General features: G+C 42.7%; 20 protein-coding genes and 1 pseudogene. 17 read left to right on the forward strand and 4 right to left on the reverse strand.

Going from position 1 to position 21,886, the window contains the following annotated elements; all coding sequences use genetic code 11:
* Positions 1–102: 102 nt before the first annotated feature.
* Positions 103–1,242, reverse strand: coding sequence for a DNA polymerase III subunit beta (dnaN, locus tag RXV91_RS13960; protein WP_021730331.1), 1,140 nt, complete (start codon positions 1,240–1,242; stop codon positions 103–105).
* Between the two features lie 177 nt (positions 1,243–1,419).
* The gene (dnaA, locus tag RXV91_RS13965) at positions 1,420–2,787 is read right to left on the reverse strand and encodes a chromosomal replication initiator protein DnaA (protein ID WP_021730330.1); all 1,368 of its coding nucleotides are present in this window, start codon (positions 2,785–2,787) and stop codon (positions 1,420–1,422) included.
* A 505-nt stretch (positions 2,788–3,292) separates the two neighbouring features.
* On the opposite strand from dnaA, the gene rpmH reads away from it, so the two are divergent.
* From rpmH to RXV91_RS14030, 13 genes are all read left to right on the forward strand, one after another.
* Entirely contained in the window at positions 3,293–3,427 is a 135-nt protein-coding gene (gene rpmH, locus RXV91_RS13970) for a 50S ribosomal protein L34 (RefSeq protein WP_003640225.1), read from the forward strand.
* A 110-nt stretch (positions 3,428–3,537) separates the two neighbouring features.
* Entirely contained in the window at positions 3,538–3,882 is a 345-nt protein-coding gene (gene rnpA / locus RXV91_RS13975) for a ribonuclease P protein component (protein ID WP_003640224.1), read from the forward strand.
* 15 nt (positions 3,883–3,897) lie between these two features.
* Positions 3,898–4,731, forward strand: coding sequence for a membrane protein insertase YidC (gene yidC, locus RXV91_RS13980; protein WP_021730329.1), 834 nt, complete (start codon positions 3,898–3,900; stop codon positions 4,729–4,731).
* A gap of 207 nt (positions 4,732–4,938) precedes the next feature.
* A complete protein-coding gene (jag, locus tag RXV91_RS13985; protein WP_316440360.1) occupies positions 4,939–5,898 on the forward strand; it encodes an RNA-binding cell elongation regulator Jag/EloR in 960 nt (319 codons plus the stop codon).
* A 231-nt stretch (positions 5,899–6,129) separates the two neighbouring features.
* Positions 6,130–7,521 carry a tRNA uridine-5-carboxymethylaminomethyl(34) synthesis GTPase MnmE gene (gene mnmE / locus RXV91_RS13990; RefSeq protein WP_316440361.1) on the forward strand — a complete coding sequence of 464 codons (1,392 nt, stop codon included), beginning with the start codon at positions 6,130–6,132 and terminating at the stop codon, positions 7,519–7,521.
* Between the two features lie 17 nt (positions 7,522–7,538).
* Entirely contained in the window at positions 7,539–9,449 is a 1,911-nt protein-coding gene (gene mnmG / locus RXV91_RS13995; protein ID WP_316440362.1) for a tRNA uridine-5-carboxymethylaminomethyl(34) synthesis enzyme MnmG, read from the forward strand.
* A gap of 270 nt (positions 9,450–9,719) precedes the next feature.
* Positions 9,720–10,457, forward strand: coding sequence for a WxL domain-containing protein (locus tag RXV91_RS14000; RefSeq protein ID WP_316440363.1), 738 nt, complete (start codon positions 9,720–9,722; stop codon positions 10,455–10,457).
* 182 nt (positions 10,458–10,639) lie between these two features.
* Positions 10,640–11,656 (forward strand): DUF916 and DUF3324 domain-containing protein, encoded by a 1,017-nt coding sequence (locus RXV91_RS14005; RefSeq protein WP_316440364.1) that lies wholly within the window; start codon positions 10,640–10,642, stop codon positions 11,654–11,656.
* 69 nt (positions 11,657–11,725) lie between these two features.
* Positions 11,726–12,016, forward strand: coding sequence for an LPXTG cell wall anchor domain-containing protein (locus tag RXV91_RS14010; RefSeq protein WP_316440365.1), 291 nt, complete (start codon positions 11,726–11,728; stop codon positions 12,014–12,016).
* 82 nt (positions 12,017–12,098) lie between these two features.
* Positions 12,099–13,583 carry a cell surface protein gene (locus RXV91_RS14015; protein ID WP_316440401.1) on the forward strand — a complete coding sequence of 495 codons (1,485 nt, stop codon included), beginning with the start codon at positions 12,099–12,101 and terminating at the stop codon, positions 13,581–13,583.
* A gap of 186 nt (positions 13,584–13,769) precedes the next feature.
* Positions 13,770–14,357, forward strand: coding sequence for a signal peptidase I (gene lepB / locus RXV91_RS14020; RefSeq protein WP_316440366.1), 588 nt, complete (start codon positions 13,770–13,772; stop codon positions 14,355–14,357).
* A 247-nt stretch (positions 14,358–14,604) separates the two neighbouring features.
* Entirely contained in the window at positions 14,605–15,921 is a 1,317-nt protein-coding gene (locus RXV91_RS14025; RefSeq protein ID WP_316440367.1) for a C1 family peptidase, read from the forward strand.
* A gap of 12 nt (positions 15,922–15,933) precedes the next feature.
* On the forward strand, positions 15,934–16,359 hold the full coding sequence (locus tag RXV91_RS14030) for a helix-turn-helix domain-containing protein (protein ID WP_316440368.1): 426 nt from the start codon (positions 15,934–15,936) through the stop codon (positions 16,357–16,359).
* A gap of 117 nt (positions 16,360–16,476) precedes the next feature.
* Here the strand turns inward: RXV91_RS14030 and RXV91_RS14035 are convergent, their stop codons facing one another.
* Positions 16,477–17,343, reverse strand: coding sequence for a DegV family protein (locus tag RXV91_RS14035; RefSeq protein ID WP_316440369.1), 867 nt, complete (start codon positions 17,341–17,343; stop codon positions 16,477–16,479).
* Positions 17,344–17,503: 160 nt separating this feature from the next.
* Between RXV91_RS14035 and RXV91_RS14040 the strand changes: the two genes are divergently transcribed.
* Both RXV91_RS14040 and RXV91_RS14045 read left to right on the forward strand, forming a co-directional pair.
* Complete coding sequence (locus RXV91_RS14040) at positions 17,504–17,986, forward strand: GNAT family N-acetyltransferase (RefSeq protein ID WP_316440370.1); 483 nt, start codon at positions 17,504–17,506, stop codon at positions 17,984–17,986.
* 795 nt (positions 17,987–18,781) lie between these two features.
* Positions 18,782–19,580, forward strand: a pseudogene (locus RXV91_RS14045) (2-keto-4-pentenoate hydratase).
* 163 nt (positions 19,581–19,743) lie between these two features.
* Here the strand turns inward: RXV91_RS14045 and RXV91_RS14050 are convergent.
* A complete protein-coding gene (locus RXV91_RS14050) occupies positions 19,744–20,280 on the reverse strand; it encodes a phenolic acid decarboxylase (RefSeq protein ID WP_021731148.1) in 537 nt (178 codons plus the stop codon).
* 115 nt (positions 20,281–20,395) lie between these two features.
* Between RXV91_RS14050 and RXV91_RS14055 the strand changes: the two genes are divergently transcribed.
* Together RXV91_RS14055 and RXV91_RS14060 are read left to right on the forward strand one after the other, a co-directional pair.
* Entirely contained in the window at positions 20,396–20,944 is a 549-nt protein-coding gene (locus RXV91_RS14055) for a PadR family transcriptional regulator (RefSeq protein WP_316440371.1), read from the forward strand.
* 210 nt (positions 20,945–21,154) lie between these two features.
* Positions 21,155–21,616, forward strand: a complete 462-nt coding sequence (locus RXV91_RS14060; protein WP_021731151.1) for a universal stress protein — start codon at positions 21,155–21,157, stop codon at positions 21,614–21,616.
* Positions 21,617–21,886: the final 270 nt, after the last annotated feature.

Genomic DNA, 21,886 nt, shown 5'->3' on the forward strand with positions numbered 1-21,886 from the left:
TTTATACATCGGCTTTCCAGAGCTAATTATCAGTAACAAAAAGCGTGACGTTCCAAGTGAACGTCACGCTTTTTGCTTAAAAATGTATATTTATTCAGCTAGTTAAAAAGTTCGAACTGGAGTTATTAACTGAATAAAGTTTTCGCCTTCTTCAGTTGGCACTAATGTGAATGGTCGCAAGGCCATCGTAAAGGAAATCTTGATCATCGCTTGACCAAACGAACGAAGGGCTTCTTTCATATAATCCGGATTAAACGAAATTTCTAATTCGTCACCGGCTAAATCAGTTGGTTGCAGTTGTTCCGTGACTTCACCAACATCTGGTGAATTACCAAAAATGGTAATGGTTTTATCTGTTGGATTGACAGAAAAGCGAACAACATTATTGCGACTTTCATGTGATAGTAAGGAAGCCCGTTCAATGGCGGCTGATAATGCGGGCGCTGAAATTTCAACGGTCGTATTAGACTCTTTAGGAATTAAGCGTGAGGTATCTGGATAATTTCCTTCAAGCAAACGGGAATAAAACGATGTGTTTCCTAATACAAATAAGACTTGATTTTCAGATAGTCGCATTTGAACATCCGGATTATTATCACCAATCATCCGCGACAATTCCGTTAAGCTTTTACCGGGAATAATCACATCGTAATCAGCATTATTGGCTTCAGGTAATTTAATCCGGCGCTGGCTTAGCCGATGTGAATCGGTTGCAACAGCCAGAAACTCCCCGTTTGCCAAAATAAAATGGACCCCCGTTAGGATTGGGCGACTTTCTTGATTAGAAACAGCAATAACGGTTTGCCCGATCAATTCTTTAAGAACATCACCAGCTAAAGTGATGGTATTAGTAGTGTCAATTTCAGGTAAGTGCGGATAATTTTCAGGATCCAAGCCGTTAATTGTAAAGGAAGCTGCCCCCGAAGTAATTTGCGTTTGAAAACCGTCAACAACATTGACCGTCATCGTATCTTCTGGCAACTTTTTAACAATTTCACTAAAGAAACGAGCTGGCAACACAATTGAGCCAGCATCTTCAACAACTAACGTATTGTTGTCATCACTAGCTGGAATGGTTGTTTCGATAGAAATATCAGCATCACTACCCGTTAAGGTAATCGCATCGGTGTTAACGTCTAACTTTAACCCGGTTAGAATCGGGATGGTTGTCTTTGAAGAAATTGCACGTTGGACGTTGTTTAATTCTTTGATGAATGCAGATCGGTTGATCGTGAACTTCATAAGTAAATCCCTCTCTTTTTCTAGTGACGGGCACTAGATATATATTAATAATAAAAGTTCGTAGTAATAGTAGAGCGGTGGGTACTGTGGAAAACAAGGCGAACCCCAAGTGCTAGTGAGTTTTCCACATGTGTATAAGTTGTGGAAAACTTTTTGAGTTATTCTTTTTTATCCACACTACGCTTTTAGCTGACCAGTGAGATCACCCACGGCTTTTTGTAATTCAGAGTCCGTTTTAAGGGCCTTAGTAATTTTGTCGTGAGCGTGAATCACAGTCGTATGATCTTTGCCGCCAAATTCATTACCAATGCGTGGCAGTGAACTTTCAGTTAGTTCCCGTGATAAGTACATGGCGATTTGGCGTGGGATCACGATTTGTTTGTTGCGTTTCTTTCCCTTGAGGTCAGCCATGGTTACGTGGAAATATTTAGCGACCTTTTCCTGAATGACGGGAATAGAAACTTCTGATAGTTTACTGCTAAGGTGTAGACTCTTCAACGCATCAGCTACTAAACTAGTTGTAATTGGTGAATTGTTCAAACGGGAATACGCCTGAACACGCGCCAGAGCACCTTCGAGTTCACGGACATTCGAGTCGATTTGTCCGGCAATATAACTCAACGTGTCATCGGGAATTTCAATTCCTTCAAGATCTGCTTTATTGCGCAAAATCGCAATACGCGTCTCTAGGTCTGGTGGCGTGATATCTACGGACAGTCCCCATTTGAAGCGCGATACTAAACGATCTTGTAGCTGTGGGATCTCGTTAGGTAAGCGATCTGACGTGAGGACAATTTGCTTGTCATCTTCATATAAAGCATTAAAAGTATGAAAGAACTCTTCTTGGGTGGCTTCTTTATTAGCAAAAAATTGAATATCATCAACCAGTAGTAAGTCAACATTTCGATATTCTTCGCGAAAGGCCTCTTGTTTCTTGGTCTGAATGGCATTGATTAGTTCATTCGTAAAAGATTCGCTAGTCACATATTTGATGTTACTAGTTGGATCGGTTTCTAACAATTTGTTACCGATAGCGTGCATTAGGTGGGTTTTTCCCAGACCAACGCCCCCATAGAAAAACAACGGATTATACATCGTGCCAGGTTCTTCTGACACAACTAACGCTGCGGCGTGGGCCATTTGATTACCTTTGCCAATCACGAAAGTGTCAAACGTATATTTCGGGTTGAGTTTCGTTTCCCGCATAAATGTGGGGGTAGTTGCGGTTGATGGTTGATTACCCGCAACGTTACCGGTAGTCGCTTGCGAGTTGTTATCTCTCGTAAGCTGCTGACGTTCTTCTTCCGTTATCATTACCGGCCGGATCTGCTCGTTAGTCGCTTGCATCGCAATGTCCGTGAACTTTGCGGCCAAGTTTTTCTCCCAATAATCACGATGAAGTTGTGTGGGGACTTCAATCGTCATTTGGGCTTTATCGAGTTGGAGCGGCTTTGCCGGTTCGACAAACGTTTGAAACGTGATCTTTGAAAGATCTTGTTCCATAGAGAACTTAATGAGATTCCATAAGTCATTACGTTCCAGCACGTGGATACCCCTTTTCTTAAAAAACGTAATTCTATTTTAGCATGAACATATTGAGTTTTCCACAAGTGGACAAGTTAAAATTAGGATAATTCACAGGCTGGGATTTTATTATGCACAGCTTGTCGAAAAAATGGAAGGTTTTAGAAAAAGTGTGAGTTATCCACAAAATCAAGTTTAAAACTAAAGCCTTATTGATAGCTTTTCGAAGGGTTATACACACGCTAAAATCGACTTGTGGATAACTAAATAACAGCCCGTTAATTTGTCAATAATCCTGTGATTAAATTGCGAATAACGGAAAGTTAGCTAGTGAGAATCCACAAAGAAATTCGCAATTAAATAATTTTTAGTCGCCTAAATACTGTCGAGAAATTTAATTTACTGGTTTTCAAACAAATAAAAATATGCTATAGTAGTCAGGAAATGCGTTTAGATGTAAACTGCGTTTTGAAAATAACGACTTAATCGAATTGATTCATGTCATTATGGAGAAGGAGGTGTCATGATGAAGAGAACTTACCAACCAAAGAAGCGCCATCGTCAACGTGTACATGGTTTCCGCAAACGGATGAGCACCAGCAATGGCCGTAAAGTGTTAGCCCGTCGACGCCAACGAGGCAGAAAAGTATTGTCTGCATAGGCCACTGATAATCAGTGGCTTTTTCTTTACAGTCCTAGACCGGGTGTTTAGGGCTGTAAAGTTGTGTAGCAATTCGCTCAAGAGCTTGAGCGCACACATGGAGATGGATTATGCGAAAATCATATCGGGTAAAAAAAGAAACTGAGTTCCAACAAGTTTTTGAGACCCGCAACTCGTATGCCAATCGTCAATTTGTCATTTACGTTTTGGAAAAACCGGGGCAACCCCATTTTCGCGTGGGTATCTCAGTCGGTAAGAAGATTGGGAATGCCGTTGCGCGCAATTGGGTCAAACGCCGGATTCGGCAATCAATCACCGAGTTAAAACCGCAGCTCAAGCAAGATGCGGACTTTCTCGTCATTGCCCGACCAACCGTTGCTGGTAAGTCGCAAGCCGAAACCAAAGCTTATCTAAGCCATGCGCTAAAGCTAGCGCACCTGCTGGACAATGATTAAAGTGAGGACATTCGTTTGAAAAAGTACAGAAAAATACTGGCAATGCTGGCCGTACTAGCGATCGTACTAGTTTTGAGTGGGTGTAGTAATACCCCAATCACGGATAAGAGCACCGGATTTTGGGATGGCTTAATCATCTTGAACTTCTCACGGGCGATTATTTGGTTATCAAACTTGTTTGGTCATAGTTATGGCCTTGGGATCATCGTCTTTACGTTGATCATTCGGGTTATCATCTTGCCATTGATGATCTTCCAGACCCGTAATATGGTTGCAATGCAAGAAGTTCAACCGCAGATGAAGGCTTTGCAAAAGAAGTATTCATCACGCGATATGGAAACTCAGCAGAAGCTCCAAGCGGAAATGAAGAAACTGTATGCCAAACATGGTGTACATCCAATGGCCAGCATGTTGCCAATGCTAGTTCAGTTGCCAATCTTGATTGCGTTGTACCAAGCAATCTGGCGGACACAAGTCTTGAAGTCTGGTTCGTTCTTATGGCTTCAATTAGGTAGCAAGGACCCCTACTACGTTTTGCCAATTCTAGCGGCGTTATTTACGTTTGCTAGTTCCTGGTTAGCGATGAAGTCGCAACCAGAACAAAATGGGATGACGACTTCGATGACGTACTTAATGCCCGTAATTATTTTAATTACTGCTATTAATGTTCCATCGGCCTTATCCTTGTACTGGGTGATTTCCAACGCGTTCCAGGTTGGACAGACCTTGCTATTGCAAAACCCATTCAAGATTAATCGCGAACGGGAAGCAAAGAAGCAAGCAGAACGTGATCGTAAGCGGACACTTGAAAAAGCTAGAAAGCGCGCGATTCGTAATCATAAACGTTAAATACAAGTAGACCTGCCATGTGTGGTGGGTCTTTTTTTGTGGTTAGCTATGCCTACAGTGAACTTTACCAAACGGTCAAAACGATTGGGCGCCATTAAGTACTGCCATCTGGTTGTAGGGGTTCATTAAGTGTTTATACTCGGATGTTCGCATGGTGAATGGTAATGCTATAATGAAAGCAGGATTTTTAACGAGGAGGATTCAAGCATGACAGTATTTGAAGGTAATACCGTCGCGGCCGCGATTGCGGCTGGTCTAAAACAATTGCACCGGACACGTGATCAAGTTGAAGTTGAAGTTATCGCTAAAGCCAAAAAAGGGTTTTTAGGACTGGGTAAGCAACCCGCCCAAGTACGGTTAACGGTGGTGTCACCTGCTGAAACGCCTGGAACAGTGACGTCGGCTTCCACGGTGACTATGCCGAAACAGGCAATGCCCGTTGAATCGACGACATCAACAGCGTCCGGGGCAACTGCTCGAGTAGCAACACCAATGCCGGCCAGCCAGGCCACTACTGACTCAGCCAAACCAGCGACTAGCACTGCTACCCACACTAAAACAGTGACCAAGCCAGCCTCGGTCGCGGATACTATGGGCCCCGTTGTGGCTGGTGATGAAGTACAACCAGTAGCTACCGATAAGACTAAAGTTGCCTCGGCTAATGACGGTCAGTCACCTCGGACACCAGCTGAGATTGCTGCTCGCCAAGCGGCTAACGAAACTGCGGTGCGCGCTTTGTGCGACTACTTGCTTACAGTGGTTAAGGCACTGGGGGTCACGGCTGATCTTGATGTTGATTTTGGTAACCGCTATGCCACTTTAAATTTTGATACGGCTAAGCAGGGCTTGTTGATTGGAAAACATGGTCGAACGATTAATGCATTGCAAGATTTAGCGCAAGTTTATATGAATCATCACGGTGCGTCGCACGTCAATGTGGTGCTGGATGTCGATGATTATCGTGAGCGTCGGGCTGCAACGCTCAAGCGATTAGCGGAGAGTACGGCTAGAGAAGTAATTGCAACGGGCAAACAAGTTTTTTTGGATCCAATGCCATCATTTGAACGTAAATTAATTCACGCTGAACTAGCGAATAATCGGCATGTTACGACATTCTCGGAAGGCCGTGATCCGCACCGTGCCGTGGTTGTGGCGATTCGTAAATAGTTTATTCAAAGTAACGCAAACAGGCGTTTGACAAACTACGGGTGAGCTATTATAGTAGGTGTTAATCATTCTTATCTTTTAGATAAAGTAGTCAAAGTGCTTTATCCACGCTTTAAGGTGGCGTGGACTAGGCGCTTTTTTTCTGCATTTTAGGACATATTATTAACTAATTGTAAGTAAATTTGGTATGGTATTAGGCGATGAAACGCTGACAAGAAAGGACATGATGGTATGCCAACGACCACAGAATTTGATACGATCGCGGCAATTTCAACGCCGCCTGGTGAAGGTGGTATTTCAATTATTCGGATTAGTGGGGACCAGACGTTTAACGTAGTGACCCAGATTTTTAAAGGCAAGGATCTCAGTCGGGCGCAATCACACACGATTAACTATGGTCATATTGTTGACCCTGATACGCATCAGGAAGTCGATGAAGTCATGGCAACTGTGATGCGAGCACCTAAAACGTATACTCGTGAAGACGTCGTTGAAATCAACTGTCACGGGGGACTCGTGGCGACTAATGAAATTTTACAATTGATATTGAGCCACGGTGCGCGAATGGCAGAACCTGGTGAATTTACTAAGCGGGCCTTCTTGAATGGCCGGTTGGACTTGTCACAAGCGGAAGCCGTCATGGACTTGATTCGTGCTAAGACGGATAAATCGATGAAGGTCGCGTTAAACCAATTAGATGGTGATTTATCTAAGTTGATACGGCATTTGCGGCAAGATATTTTGGACGTGTTAGCCCAAGTTGAGGTCAATATTGACTATCCTGAGTATGACGCGGTTGAAACAATGACGACCAAAATGCTGAAAGAGAAGGCTACGGCCGTTGCTCAAAGTATTGGCCAACTGTTAGCAACGGCCAAGCAGGGTAAAGTCTTGCGTGAAGGTCTAGCCACGGCTATTATTGGCCGCCCTAATGTGGGTAAATCTAGTCTGCTCAACCATCTTTTGCATGAAGATAAAGCAATCGTGACCGATGTTGCCGGGACGACCCGTGATGTGATTGAAGAATACGTTAATGTGCGTGGGGTACCATTGAAACTTGTTGATACGGCAGGAATTCGAGACACTGAAGATAAGGTCGAAAAGATTGGGGTCGAGCGGAGTCGCAAAGCAATCGGCGCTGCCGACTTGGTCTTATTAGTATTGGATAATAGTCAACCATTGACAACTGAAGACCGAGAATTATTGCAAGAAACGGCAAATTCCAAGCGGATTGTTATCTTGAATAAAACTGATTTACCAGCCCAACTCGATCAAACTGAATTGGCACAAATGGTCGACTTGACCGATGTTTTAAGTATGTCAGTTCTAGAACAAAGCGGGGTTACACAACTTGAACAACGGATTGCCAAGATGTTCTTCAATGAAGGTATCGAAAGTAGCCAAAATAACGTGATGGTAACTAATGCACGGCACATTGGGTTGTTAAATCAGGCTAAACAAGCGTTGCAAGATGTTCAGACGGGACTTGCGGCCGGCATGCCGGTCGACTTAGTTCAAATTGATATGACTCGTTGCTGGGAGTTTCTCGGCCAAATTACCGGGGATAGTTATGAAGATGAATTATTAGACCAGCTATTTAGTCAGTTCTGTCTGGGTAAGTAGTGGTAGGAGGAAACGTAATGACAGAAGTAAAGCAATATCCAGGCCGCGACTATGATGTAATTGTCGTTGGTGCTGGCCATGCGGGTTCTGAAGCAGCTTTAGCCGCTGCTCGGATGGGTAACCGGACGCTTTTAATGACGATTAACCTGGATATGGTGGCGTTTATGCCATGTAATCCATCTGTTGGTGGTCCGGCCAAAGGAATCGTGGTTCGTGAAATTGATGCCTTAGGTGGTGAAATGGGCCGTAATATTGATAAGACGTATGTTCAGATGCGGATGCTTAATACGGGAAAAGGACCAGCCGTTCGAGCTTTGCGAGCACAAGCGGATAAGCATGCTTACCATGCTGAAATGAAACATACGATTGAACGAGAACCGAATCTAACTTTACGGCAAGGAATTGTCGATGGTTTAATTGTTGAAGATGGGGTTTGCAAAGGTGTCATTACAAATACGGGTGCGCGTTATAGTGCTAAAAGTGTTGTTTTAACGACTGGGACAGCTGCTCGGGGAAAGATTATCATTGGTGAACTAATGTATTCTTCCGGTCCTAATAATTCGCAGCCAGCAATGAAGCTATCTGGTGATTTGGAACGGCTTGGGTTTAACCTTGAACGTTTTAAGACTGGGACGCCGCCACGAGTTGATGGTAATACGATCGATTATAGTGTTACAGAAGAACAGCCTGGCGATCCAGAGCCGCACCATTTTAGCTTTGAAACGAAGGATGCTGACTATATTGATTTAAAGCATCAGTTGTCTTGCTGGTTAACATACACGAATGAAACAACGCATAAGATTATTCGAGAAAACCTTGATCGGGCGCCGATGTTTACAGGAGTGATCGAAGGGGTCGGTCCACGATATTGCCCATCAATTGAAGATAAAATTGTCCGGTTTGCGGATAAGAAGCGACACCAGCTGTTCTTAGAACCAGAAGGCCGCAATACTGATGAATGGTACGTTCAGGGGCTCTCAACCTCGATGCCAGAGGAAGTTCAACAGCGAATTCTTCATTCAATTAAAGGACTAGAAGATGCTGAAATGATGCGGCCAGGGTACGCCATTGAATATGACGTGGTTGCGCCTTACCAATTAAAGGCAACGTTGGAAACCAAGCTGGTGAAGAATCTCTATACTGCTGGTCAAACGAACGGAACTTCTGGGTATGAAGAAGCTGCAGGTCAAGGTTTAATTGCCGGTATTAATGCTGGTTTGCGGGCACTTGATCGTGGCCAATTTACCTTAAAACGAAGCGATGCCTATATTGGTGTTATGATCGATGACTTAGTTACAAAGGGAACTAATGAGCCATACCGATTACTAACGAGTCGGGCTGAGTACCGGTTGATTTTACGGCATGATAATGCTGACTTGCGGTTGACTGATAAGGGGCGTGAGTTGGGGTTGATTGATGATGAGCGTTATGTGGCATTTGAAGCTAAACGACAAGCAATCAAAAGCGAACTTGACCGTTTGGGCAAAATTAGAATCAAACCTAACGATGAAGTCAACGCCTTCTTACGAGCACACGATTCTGGCGAACTTAAAGATGGGGTGCTAGCAGCAGATTTCTTGAAGCGGCCAGAAGTACAATATGCTGATTTAATGAAATTTATTCCCGCAGCACCTGAACCGCTAGAACGGCATATTATTGAGCAAGTTGAAATTCAGATTAAGTATGCCGGTTATATTCAGAAGGCGGAAGAACGCGTTGACCGTTTGAAAAAGATGGAAGCTAAAAAGATTCCGGATCGGATCGATTATGATGCAATCGATGGGTTAGCAACCGAGGCGCATCAGAAGCTGAAGAAGATTCAACCAACGACAATTGCGCAAGCCTCGAGAATCAGTGGTGTCAATCCCGCTGATATTGCGATTTTGAGTGTTTACATTCAACAAGGCCGGATTGCAAAGGTTCAGTAAGGGGTAGTGCAGGACAAAGCTAATTTGAATACAATTGTCGTGTTCAACTGATGTTGACCAATGATTTGAATGTAAAAGTTAATATTTTGAAACTAAAGCACAATCCCAGCCGGTGATTGTGCTTTTTTTGTTATCTTATTTTTTAATTAGTACATGTTTCATTAAAAAAGCAACAACACTTTAATTAATGATAGCTAAATTAGATTAAGGTATTATACTTCAAACCTAGTAAACATTGTTTACAGTGTTTACAAAATAAAGGGGGAGTTATTGTTGGTAAGAGTTAGTAAGTTAGTCAGTGGTATTTTAATGGCAAGTAGTTTATTGGTGAGTTCGGGAGTAATTGCTCAAGCAGATACACCCGATGGTTCCAACACAGATAGTACGGCCAATACGACTGGTACGACTGATGTTCAGGCCATGTTTAAAGAAAATAGTAGTCCGGTATCGCCGGTTAATCCGGATGATCCCAATAAGCCTGATGATAGCGGTGATAGTGGCAACGGTGCTCAAGCTGGTGGTGGATTATCATTGATTTACGTTTCTAATAAATTAGATTTTGGAAGCCATGAGATTGATGTCTTAAATCCAGAAACGTACACTGCCGCAGAAACTGATTCGGATGTATCAGGTTTATGGAACAAAAAAGCAGTCACAGAAGTATCTGATGTTCGAGGAAGCAATGCTGGTTGGACACTGGCCGTTGCCGGGAGTAGTTTGACTGGTGCAGACGGTTCTGTAATGCAAGGGGCAACGCTTCAACTACCAAAAGGTACGGTAACTAATTCTGGTGCAACAAATAATGGCGCGCAGTCGACAGAAGCTCTTAATGTATTGGATGGTAATTCGGCAACGGTATTATCGGCAGCTCAAGATCACGGTGCTGGCGTGACTGTTGATCAAATTGATCCAAGTAGTATTAAATTGACGGTGCCAGCGAACTCGGCGAAAGCGCAGGGATACAAAACAACTTTAAACTGGAGTTTAAGTGATACGCCAGCAAGTTAGTTAAATATAACCAAACGGGGAAGTTAAAGTCGGAGGCGATGGGTAACGGTTATTATGGATAAAGTAACCGTTTCAGTGGTCGTGGGCGATAGCTTCCTTTTTTGCTAAATAGTGATTTTAAAAGCGGCACAATAATATGGGGTGTGTTGAGATTGAAAGTGATTATCCAATTCATAAAATTAATGAGTTTGAGTTTTGGAATTAGTATTTTTGTTGGGCAGACAGTATTGGCCAGTCATCGACAACCGGTTCACAACAATGATGTAGGCTTTAGTGTTGCTGCTAAGCTTCCTAAAAATCAGCTTCATAAACAGAATTCTTTTTTCGATTTAAAAATGGCAAGAGGCCAAGAACAGACATTGCGGACGGTTATCTATAATGTAACCAATAGGGATATTAAGGTTCAAACGGCTGTTCATACCGCGTATACGAATACTAATGGAGTGATTGAATATATTAATCCGACCAAGTCGTATGATCGGTCGTTAAAATATCGCATCAGCGATCTAGCAACCATTCAAGGTGAGCAGGTAGTAACGGTTCCAGCCAAAGAATCCAAAACGGTCGCAATTAAGGTGAAGTTACCTAAGCAATTAGTGAATGGCGTTTTACTAGGTGGTTGGTATTTTAAACGGGTTGATGGCAAAGTAACAGGAGTAACGGATAAAAGTATCAATGTAACGAATGAATATTCGTATGTGATTGGGTTGAAGTTGACTTCAGGAAAATTACCAGAACCTGATCTACGTCTAGGGCCGGTTAAGGCTGGCTTGAGTAATTATCACCGGAGCATTATCGTTGCGTTACGTAACCCTGTTGCAAGGATCATTCCTAATTTAAAAATTCGGACGGTAATTATTAATAAACGCCGCCAAAAAGTCGTTATTAGGCATACGAAAACAGGGGTTATGATGGCACCAAATACGGTTTTTAAAGCACCACTACAATTAAAATCACAGCGATTACAGCCGGGTGATTATCAATTGAAAATGACAGTTAGTAATCGGCGCCACCATTGGCAGTTTAAAAGAGACTTTCATATTAGTATGAAGGCGGCCGAGAAATACAATCATGCGTCAATTGATAATAAGGGGGTTAGTATGTGGCTCTTAATTGGAATTGGTGCGCTTGCAATGTTAACGCTGGGGTTAGGAGCCGGTGTGATTGTCTGGATATGGCAACGGCGGTCAAAGGATTAGGACAATAATGGGGGTAGGATGGTGCGACAGTTTAGTTTGGAAGTAGCAACCATTTTAATCAGTTTAATAATGTTAACAGTAACGGGATTTGCAGCCGTTGGGGGACGGTCAACGATTACTGTTAGTTTCTATGCCGGTCATCGGACACAGCAACAGATGGATAGTCGTAATATTAAGATTCCTAATGGAACCAAGTCATATCATGTGGTTACAGTAAAAACATCGGAAAAACTAAAAGGTCATTATCAATTACCACAGACTGGTGAACAAATCTTAGGTTGGCTTTATGCAAGTTTTGGCAGTTTGATTTTGATCTTATTGATAGTCATTTGGCGGTTTAGTAAAGAACGATATCACTAGATAAGGAGGGTCAGTAGTGAGGGCGAGAAGGTTACTTACTGGCATGCTGATCGTGGGTGGGTTGTTATTGGTCTTTTGTCCAATGGCTGTTAATAGCCAAGCCCAAGTTGTTGATGAGCCTACCAATACAATGCAGGACATTACAACTAATTTCGAAAAACGAACAATTGGTCAAGTGCCATGGCCCATTACACACATTGCAGCTAATTATGTGCGTAATGGTCATGTGACGCATAAAACAAGTCGGGTGAAAATCACCTTAGGTAAAGGTATGGTAACGTCACCAAGTGATAAGTGGCTGTATAACTTATGGGATCTAGTTTTGGATCGTCAAGGCAAAGAGTATGGGGCAACTTTTTTGATTTATGATGTCAAAAGTCGAGTTTGGCGGCCTAACCGGACGGATGTAATCAAGACACATGGTATTAAGGCTGGGCAGTTGGTTTGGATTGGCAATAAAAGCAGTACTAATGCCAGCCGCACTCCTCTTCGAACACTGCCGATTTATATGGTAACAAAGCAATATTGTCAAATAGTCAGTCAGATTAAACTAAGGCCACATATTACTGGATTTGAGCCTGATAAGCATATCATCACTGGGACAGGAACCCAAGTTGGTGATGTAATCACGGCTAAATTTGGTAACCGGGTCAAAAAAGCACGGGTAGATAATGAAGGGCATTGGCGGATTAATTGGGACAAAGACTTTAACGGCAGTGGTCGATTGATGATAACGGAAACAAATGCATATGATGACATTCCTGGGCATACTGATACGGTGATTAATAATGGCATTCCGCGAACAAACACGATTAAACTCAATTTGTTTTTGACTAATGGTCACACATTTGCGGCCGCTAAGGGACGTAAAGTACTGGTTACTGGGATGATTTTAGGGACTGACCAAGCTGACTTCGCTCGCGATGTGATCTTAAAAGATAGTGCGCTAACCATTCATTTTGCACATGCTGATGGGACGGCTATCGCAAGTTTTAAGGCCAATGGGTCCGTAGATGACCCAGATAAAGCAGGTTATTTTCACTTGAAGTTACCCACTGATTCACTCAAACAAGGAGCTAATGATGTGAAGGTGTGGGTCTCAAATCAATATGGACAACGATCTAATATTGACTCATTAACAGTTAATGTGAATACAGGACTCATGTTTGGTCAGATTAATGCTCAAATGCGTTTTCAAAGTAACATGATTCCCAATAATGAAAAGTTATTATCGCCAACGAATCGTTGGCAAATTGATGTTCATGATACACGACCAGTTGGATCACCATGGTATGTGTATGCAACTGCAACCAAAATGCAGTCTGCTCAACACCCATTGGTCGGTGATTTGGTCTATGTAGACGCCGGTGGTCAAAGGCATGTTATGACTAATCAGGAGACGTTGGTTGGCCGTGGTAAACAGGTGAACGCTAATCAGCAAACCACCAATATTGCAGCGGCTTGGCAAAAACAGCAAGGAATCTTTTTAGATGTTCAGCCGGGAGTATATACAGGCAACTATCATGGCAAAATCAACTGGAGTTTACAAGATACGCCGCAATCTTAAGGAGAATGATGGTTAAACATTAAATTATTTATTGATGGCCGCCCAGCTTGTCTAGGCGGCCATTTTTAAGGGACAATGCTGCAAGGTTACTTATAAATTTATAAAAACGATTCACCAATACCAGACAAGCCATGCCGATTGGATTATAATGATTTGAAGTTAGAGTGGGGTAAGGGAGAACGTTTGATGAAAACTTTTAAGAGTATTATGAGTTGGGTATTACCAATCTTGGTGGGGCTACTAGTGGCTATGGTAATTAGGCACTTTATTTTTACAATGGTACGGGTGGATGGACCGTCAATGGAACCTAACTTAGATAATAATGAACGGGTAGCCGTGGTTAAGATGGCCAAAATTCGTCATCTCAGTGTCATTGTCTTTAATGCGTATCAAGTTGATCCGGATGCGCGCTCAAAGACGGTTAAATATGTCAAACGAGTGATCGGAATGCCTGGTGATACGGTTAAATCTCAAGATGGCCGGCTCTATGTTAACGGTAAGCTTGTCCCACAAAAATTTATCAGTCAGTATGAACGGACACAGGGGACATCGAATTGGGATTTAAAAGAATTAGAAAATCGATATAGTTGGAATTTAAGAACTACCAAGGTGCCCAAGAATTCGTATTTTGTGTTGGGTGATCATCGGTCGGTGTCTAATGATAGTCGTTACTGGGGAGTTGTCCCAGCTAGTAAAGTATTGGGGGTGGTTAAAGTTCCGTTTTGGGACTCTGACCAGGCTAAACGATACAATATTAATTCAATTAGTTATTAATTACGGTGGTAAGCGCAACTCTCATAACGAGTTGCGCTTTTTGTTGCATCACAGTTGAGGTGATAACTAGCTGGTACGATGGCGGTTATCACCCCCAATCCTTAGTTACTTTTAATATCATAGATTAGATAGGTGGTTAAATTGACTAACGATGTTCAGAAAAGCAAACAAATGTTGGCATCTAAATTGAATTTGATGACTAATAAGCCTAGAATAATGGCAAGTATCACGATGGAGGCTAGTAAATATGGCAACTGAATTAACATCGGATGTACTTGCCGCTTTACGGACAACGCATGCGCAGGCTCAAAGGGCATCAGTACTGACGCGAATGATTACTAAGAATGGGATTGAAGCAGCTAGCTTTGATGACCAAGCTGCTAGTCGTCTAGGGCGGACTTTTTCCGTTGAAGTACCAACGGGGAAAGTTAGCAACCAAAAACACAGTGGCCGGTGTTGGGAATTTTCGTTATTAAATACATTGCGTCATAAATTTGCGACTCGTTACCATGTTAAAGATTTTGAATTATCACAAAGCTATTTGTTTTTCTGGGATAAGATCGAGCGGGCCAATATTTTTTATCGGAACGTTGAACAAACGGCCCGTCAGCCAATTGATGACCGCTTAGTCCAGTTCTTATTTGCTAACCCTGGCGAAGATGGTGGTCAGTGGGCAATGGCGGCTAGTTTGGTACAAAAGTACGGTGTTGCCCCTACTAGTGCCATGCCGGAGTCGTTCAACACTGAAAATACGACGGCGTTTCAGGCGAGCTTATCACGGCAACTCCGTAAAGATGGGTTAAAACTCCGGCAACTCGTGATGGATGGTGCAAGTGAAGCCGAGCTACAATCATTGGAAAAATCAATGTTACAAGCGGTATACCGCATGGCGGCTTACTCATTTGGTGAACCACCAACTAGTTTTGATTTGGAATATCGTGATGATGAGCGGCAGTATCATCGGCTATCAAATTTAACGCCACAACAGTTTTATCAAGATTACTTTGAAACTGATTTGGATGATTACGTGGTCGTCACTAATTCACCAGATAAGCCTTTTAATCGGCTGTACAGTTTGCCAGATGAAGATAATATTATCGGTGGCAAGCCGATTGAATTTTTGAATCTTGATATGGGGGTGTTGACGGACGTTGCTGTTCAACAACTACAGGCCGGCGAGACGGTTTGGTTTGGTAATGACGTCTTGCGTCAAATGGACCGCAAGACGGGTTACTTGGATGCTCATTTGTTTGAAACTGGTAAGCTATTTGGCGTCAACGACCATCTGACCAAGGCGCAACGCTTATTGACGGGTGAAGGTGAAGTGAGCCACGCTATGACTTTAACAGGGGTTGACCTCGTTGCGGATACACCGACTAAGTGGAAAGTTGAAAATAGTTGGGGTGATCAGGTCGGCGATCAAGGTTACTTCGTCATGAGCCAAGAATGGTTCGATGAGTACGTCTACGAAGTGGTGGTTCACAAACGGTTCTTAGCACCGGAATTTCAAGTATTACTTAATGAACGTGCACAACGGTTACCCGCTTGGGATCCGTTACACTAGGAGGTTAATGTGATGGGAATATTTGCGGATCGATTAAAAGAAGCAATGCAACAAGCCAACCTAACATCTGCTCAGTTAGCTAAACAAACGGGCATTGGGCGTTCTTCAATTAGTCAGTGGTTAAGCAATAAATACGTGGCTAAGCACGATAAGGTGACAGCATTAGCTACGGTATTGAATGTTTCACCGGATTGGTTATTAGGTACGACGGACATCGCAACCGCATCAGTGCCAAAAGCTGCACCAATTCCGGTGGCCGTGACACCAACCCCGGCAGTTGATCCAACGTTGGCCACATTATGGGAACAGCTAGAACCTGATCAGCAGGCTAAGCTGATTAAGAAAGCCCAGAAGTTATTGGCGAAGTCACAGACATCATCAGGCTCGAAGCGTAAAAAGGGTAAGAAGAAGAAAAAAGGCAAAAAGCGTAAATCATAAACATTGCTTACCTAACTAATAGCCGTAAAAAAAACAACTTTTGCCGATCAGCATTCGATGATCGGCAAAAGTTGTTTTAGTATAGATATTAATTAATGAGCAAAATTTAAGTACTCGTTAAACTGTCCATTTTTCCCAATCGCGCGCCCAGATTAAGCCCATGACACCTTCGCCAACGTGGACACCGACGACGGGACCAATCTCGCCTTCGTCAATGGTAAGATCCGGAAAACTAGCTTTTAAATCAGCAGTCCATTCAGCTTGTAGCTCGGGATTATTGCCGGTTTCGATGGTGACTCGCAATGGGTAGTCAGCCGCTTGAATGGCAGCAGCTAACTTGGCCTTAATAGCACTATAGGCGCGGCGCATCGTGCGTTCTTTCTGAATTGCAACGATCTTACCATCTTGGAACGTTAAAACGGGTTTAATTCGTAGTAAGTTGCCCACAAGACCTGATGCGTTGGATAGGCGGCCGGTTCGAACAAGATGGCTGAGATTGTCAACGACGAAATAAACACCGGTTGTCTCACGAATCTTTGTCAGTTGGGCAAGTACCTGTTCGGGTGCATAGCCTTCAGCGATTAGTTTGGCCGCTAGAAGGACCATGTAACCTTCACCGGCTGCTGTAATTAACGAATCAAAAGGATATACCTTGATGTTAGTCACGTTCGGTAAGTAACTTTCAAGGTTGGTAATGAAACTGGTAATTCCTGAGGAAAGATGAATACTGATGACAGCATCATAGCCCTCACTTGCCAGTTGGTCATAAGTCGTTTGCATCTGTCCCAGCGTGATTTGAGTGGTTGTCGGCAGTTCAGGGGTAGTACGCATGCGCTCGTAAAATTGCTTGGAAGTTATTTCAAGGTTTTCCAAGTAGGTTTGTTTGCCAAAAATAACAGTAATTGGGACGACGTGAATATGATACTTTTCAACGTCGACCGCTGATAGGTAGCTTGCGCTATCCGTTACAATTGCGGTTTTCATTTTTTCCCCGCTTTCATTATGGTGAAAGTATTGGCTAATATTATACCGCTAGTCGGTGGGGGAAAGCTACCACTATCAGTTACATTAGGTTAACGATTGTTTGTAATTGCAGTCAACTAACGTCATAATGAGAACAATCAAATGGGGGAGGGGTCGCAGGATGACCAAACGAATTGAGATAAAACCGGCAACGGCTGCGGATCAAGCAGCGTTAGCCAAAATTTATTTAGTGGACCGGCAGCAGGATTTTCCATGGGTCGTCAATCCTAAATTACAAGATTTTATCGATGACAGCCGTGGCGAATTTGTGTTAGTTGCGTGGATTGATGGTCAACGCGCCGGTTTTTGCTCCTTATACCGACTAGCCAATTTTATTCATTTGCTTTTTGTAGCACCGGCCTTTCGCCATTTAAAAGTAGGTGAGCGATTATTAGCTGAAATGCGGCAATATGCGACAGCGCCACTAACGTTAAAGTGTGTAATGGCCAATGAAAATGCGTTGCAATTTTATGCGCAAGTAGGCTTTCAAATTGTTAAGGCGGATGCGGACGCACTACCGCCAAATTACACGTTACGAGATACGCACACTGAGCAGTACGTGGCATTAGTCGATTTGACGAAGGATACGCCATCAGCAGATTAATCTAATTAATTTTTAATTTAACGGTTGACATTGTGATAAACTGGCGCTAAAATCTAATCATTAATTAAATTTAGATTAAAAACCGTGATAAGGAACGGTGTTAAACTGGTTAGTTAGCGAGCTGTGGATTGGTGCAAGGCAGTCAATACCATTTAACATAGATCACCTTGGAGTTGCGCCCCGAAATAAGTTGGAGAAGGCGTTGGATGGTACCCATTAATGTACCGGCGTATCGCAATTGCTGTACGTACTAAGGTGACTATTGTGAGGTAGTCGCGAATAAAGGTGGTAACCCGTTTTGGACGTCCTTTAATTAACTCATTAGAAGAGTTGATTAAAGGGCGTCTTTTGTTATTTAAAGGTGGTGAGGAGTATGAAATCGGACATTCAGGTGACTAGTTACCAACAAGTGTGGGCAGTGGTAGCTAGTCGCACGGGGAGCTGCTCCTCGAGTAACACATAGAATAAGTTAGGCATGACAAAAACACATAGCAACACTGATAGAAGGTACAGATAGGCTTTATCAAATGAAAAACACATAGTTTCGTTGATGATACATTCGTCATTTTTTAATGACACATAGTAGATAAGAAATAGTGGTAATACCGACCCGTGAATTTAGGAAAGTCTATTTGGTATATCCTAGCGTGGTGTAGCGATGTCGGTACCTATCAGATAATGAAGTTACGGCTAGATTAATGGTGACGGATGAATATAGTGCTGTATCGCTTATCCGTCATCATAAACACATATAAGTATGATATCCAGGCACAAACACATATTGGAGGTTTTATTATGACAACTACCACCACAGAAACAGAAACACAAGTTGCACAACAACTATTTACGGCTTATCAGACACACCACGCGTTAAAAATGACTGACTTCACGAGTAGTGTCGCTGACGAAGATGCTGCGTACCGAGTCCAAGCTGCGTTAACGGCTTTAAAACAAGAAACGGTCGGTGGGTACAAAGTTTCGTTGACTAGTGCAGAGACCCAAAAGATGTTTGACGCACACACGCCACTATATGGTGCCCAGGTTGCTGATCACTTCTTAGCGGCCCCGGCAACGGTTCGCCGGGGACAGTTAATGGATCCGTTAGTCGAAGTTGAACTGGTCTTTAAGGCTAGGGAAGATCTGCTGGCGACCGATTCATTGACAGATTTATGGCAAAAAAACAACTGTTGCACCAGGACTTGAATTGCCAGATTCACGGTTCACCGATTGGTTTCCGGATTTGCCCAAGAATCTAGTAGTTGCTGATGCTGCAGTCGGTGGTCTAGTGGTGTATGGAACCGAACAGGCGACTGACAAGCTATTTGCTTCAGTTGACGCAGTTGCGGCGCCTAAGTGTACGTTGGTTCATGATGGTAAGACGGTTAAGACTGGTCAAGCGAGTGAAGTGTTGGGGAATCCTCTTAAGTCATTGCAGTGGTTAGTTGGCAAGCTTGCAGCTCAAGGAAAAACACTGACGGCTGGCCAGCGAGTCTCATCGGGAACGTTTGTGTTGCCGCCACATTTGACAGCGGGACACTGGCGGGCTGATTTTGATGCCGGACTGGGACAGGTGGCATTAAATGTAACCGAATAATAAATGAGCTAAAAAATTAAAATAAAGGCCTTCATAAATTAATTGCATTTATGAAGGCCTTTTTTATGAATGCTAAGATATATTATCTTAGATAATTAAAACAGTGCAAGGTGAAAAAACGCTTGTAATATTTTTTGAGTATCATAATGTTTCACGTGAAACATTATTTGTTTAAACGGTGATAGTTTTCGTCAAAGTACTTGCCGTTACGAATATCGTTGGGCATTTCCTTGTAAGGTGCTTCGCTGATTACATCTTCATTGTTTTGGCCGGCTTCACCCATGTAAGTAATATTAGCAAATTCAGGCACAACTAATTTGGGATAAGTTGCGTACTTCTCACGAGATTGTTCCATTAAATCGATGTGTTCGTTTTGGTAAGTAACGGTGATTTCAGGATGTTCTTCAACCCACTTTGGGAAGAAGATGGTACCGTGTAACTTTTTCTCATTTGGCATGAAGTCTAGTGCAACGTCAGTCCCGGTTGGTTCAGTCCAAGAAATTTTGTAAATCCCTTCAGTTAACATGACGATGTCGGCTGCTTGATCAGTCACCCAGCGACCAGCAACCATCCCACCGTGGATTCGGTAGTCAACGGTGTGATCGTTCTTGGCGTACCATTCATATTCCCAGCCATTGTCGTAAGTGTAAATGAAGTGAGTTCCCAGGAAGTCATCAAGTGTTTTAAAAGTTTTAGTCATTAAAATTACCTTCTTTAAATTGATTATGTCATTTAAATCATGTAACTTATTACATGTTTTAAACAACAAGGTTAGTGTATACTGTTATCAAAGAATCGTCAAGGAGGAATTTCCAATGGCGCAAAAAAATAAGTTACAATTTATTATTCTAGGACTGTTAAACCAGCAACCGTTAACTGGCTATGATCTAACCAAGGCTTTTGACGACGAAATTGGTGAATTTTGGCAGGCCCAACACAGTCAGATCTATCCGCAACTAAAACGGTTAGAAGAACAGGGCTATGTCACCCATGAAATTACGATCAGTGGTGAAAAATTAGAAAAAAAACTTTATCATATTACGACTAGCGGTAGCCAGTTGTTACATGAATGGATTAGTATCGGAACGCCCGACTTAACTGCAACCAAAGATGAATTTATTTTGAAATTATATTTTATTCAGACTAATCATGATCCGCGGTTACCTGCGATGTTACACGAACAGCTAGCACTGCATAATGCTAAGCTGACACACTTACAGCAACGTTTGGCGACGCTCTTTCCCCAACCAGCCATGGCTAAGCAACATTATGGACATTACTTGATTTTGCAGCACGCAATTGGTCGTGAGGATTACTATGTAAATTGGCTTAAACAGACTTTGCGTGCATTGCCGAATAAATAGGCCGGTTATAGTTTTAAATGTGATCTTAGTCGGAAGCATGTCCTTGCAATGAGGAAATGGCGGTGGCGGTTAAATAACGGTGTTAAGCAAGCTGGCAAGGTGGTTATCAACTGCCTTGCAAGTAATGATAAATGGTCCCGTTTAAGACTTGAAACTGGTATAATGACAGTGGTCAATATCAATTCAATTCAATGAGGAGATTAACTAACTATGGAAAATCAAAAAATGCAAGAGCCACTCGTTTATCGGCGCATTTTGCTGACTGTTGACGAAGATGATAATACCTCTTCGGAACGTGCCTTTCGGTATGCCACGACTTTGGCCCGCGATTATGATGTTCCGTTGGGTATTTGTTCGGTGCTTGAAAGTGAAGATATCAATATTTTTGATTCGTTAACACCGTCAAAAATCCAGGCCAAACGTAAACACGTAGAAGAAGTAGTTGCTGAATATGTTCAGCTTGCTGAACAACGCGGCGTTAAGCAAATCGAACCCCTAGTTTATGAAGGTGGGGATGTTGATGATGTGATTTTGGAACAAGTCATTCCAGAATTTAAACCAGACCTGTTAGTCACAGGGGCGGATACTGAATTCGCACATTCTAAGATTGCTGGTGCCATTGGTCCGCGGTTAGCACGCAAAGCGCCGATTTCGGTCATCGTGGTTCGTTAACGAAAACGGTATCGATAACACGGTAATTACTGCCAGTGACCGATGGTGTGACTAGTTGAATTTAAAATGACAAATAGCTGTAGCGATGTTCTTGATGAATGAGCTACAGCTGTTTTTTTATGACTGTTTGTTCATTAGTGAACTTAACGATTAAAAATATTTTTTGGTATAAAACCTGATTAACCGGCGTTTGCGTACAAACCAAAGCAATTTTATTAAATTAATTTATGATTTATTGTTGCATTATGAGCAAGGATGGCTATAATGAAG

Source organism: Lactiplantibacillus sp. DA1, assembly GCF_032681335.1.
In the GTDB taxonomy this organism is placed as follows: domain Bacteria; phylum Bacillota; class Bacilli; order Lactobacillales; family Lactobacillaceae; genus Lactiplantibacillus.

Bases quoted from the DNA above. Each gene is read 5' to 3' on its own strand.
- dnaN (WP_021730331.1), bottom strand. From the start codon at position 1,242: ATGAAGTTCACGATCAACCGATCTGCATTCATCAAAGAATTAAACAAC.
- rpmH (WP_003640225.1), top strand. From the start codon at position 3,293: ATGAAGAGAACTTACCAACCAAAGAAGCGCCATCGTCAACGTGTACAT.
- rnpA (WP_003640224.1), top strand. From the start codon at position 3,538: ATGCGAAAATCATATCGGGTAAAAAAAGAAACTGAGTTCCAACAAGTT.
- jag (WP_316440360.1), top strand. From the start codon at position 4,939: ATGACAGTATTTGAAGGTAATACCGTCGCGGCCGCGATTGCGGCTGGT.
- mnmE (WP_316440361.1), top strand. From the start codon at position 6,130: ATGCCAACGACCACAGAATTTGATACGATCGCGGCAATTTCAACGCCG.
- mnmG (WP_316440362.1), top strand. From the start codon at position 7,539: ATGACAGAAGTAAAGCAATATCCAGGCCGCGACTATGATGTAATTGTC.
- RXV91_RS14005 (WP_316440364.1), top strand. From the start codon at position 10,640: ATGAGTTTGAGTTTTGGAATTAGTATTTTTGTTGGGCAGACAGTATTG.
- RXV91_RS14010 (WP_316440365.1), top strand. From the start codon at position 11,726: ATGTTAACAGTAACGGGATTTGCAGCCGTTGGGGGACGGTCAACGATT.
- RXV91_RS14015 (WP_316440401.1), top strand. From the start codon at position 12,099: ATGGCTGTTAATAGCCAAGCCCAAGTTGTTGATGAGCCTACCAATACA.
- lepB (WP_316440366.1), top strand. From the start codon at position 13,770: ATGAAAACTTTTAAGAGTATTATGAGTTGGGTATTACCAATCTTGGTG.
- RXV91_RS14025 (WP_316440367.1), top strand. From the start codon at position 14,605: ATGGCAACTGAATTAACATCGGATGTACTTGCCGCTTTACGGACAACG.
- RXV91_RS14030 (WP_316440368.1), top strand. From the start codon at position 15,934: ATGGGAATATTTGCGGATCGATTAAAAGAAGCAATGCAACAAGCCAAC.
- RXV91_RS14035 (WP_316440369.1), bottom strand. From the start codon at position 17,343: ATGAAAACCGCAATTGTAACGGATAGCGCAAGCTACCTATCAGCGGTC.
- RXV91_RS14040 (WP_316440370.1), top strand. From the start codon at position 17,504: ATGACCAAACGAATTGAGATAAAACCGGCAACGGCTGCGGATCAAGCA.
- RXV91_RS14050 (WP_021731148.1), bottom strand. From the start codon at position 20,280: ATGACTAAAACTTTTAAAACACTTGATGACTTCCTGGGAACTCACTTC.
- RXV91_RS14055 (WP_316440371.1), top strand. From the start codon at position 20,396: ATGGCGCAAAAAAATAAGTTACAATTTATTATTCTAGGACTGTTAAAC.
- RXV91_RS14060 (WP_021731151.1), top strand. From the start codon at position 21,155: ATGGAAAATCAAAAAATGCAAGAGCCACTCGTTTATCGGCGCATTTTG.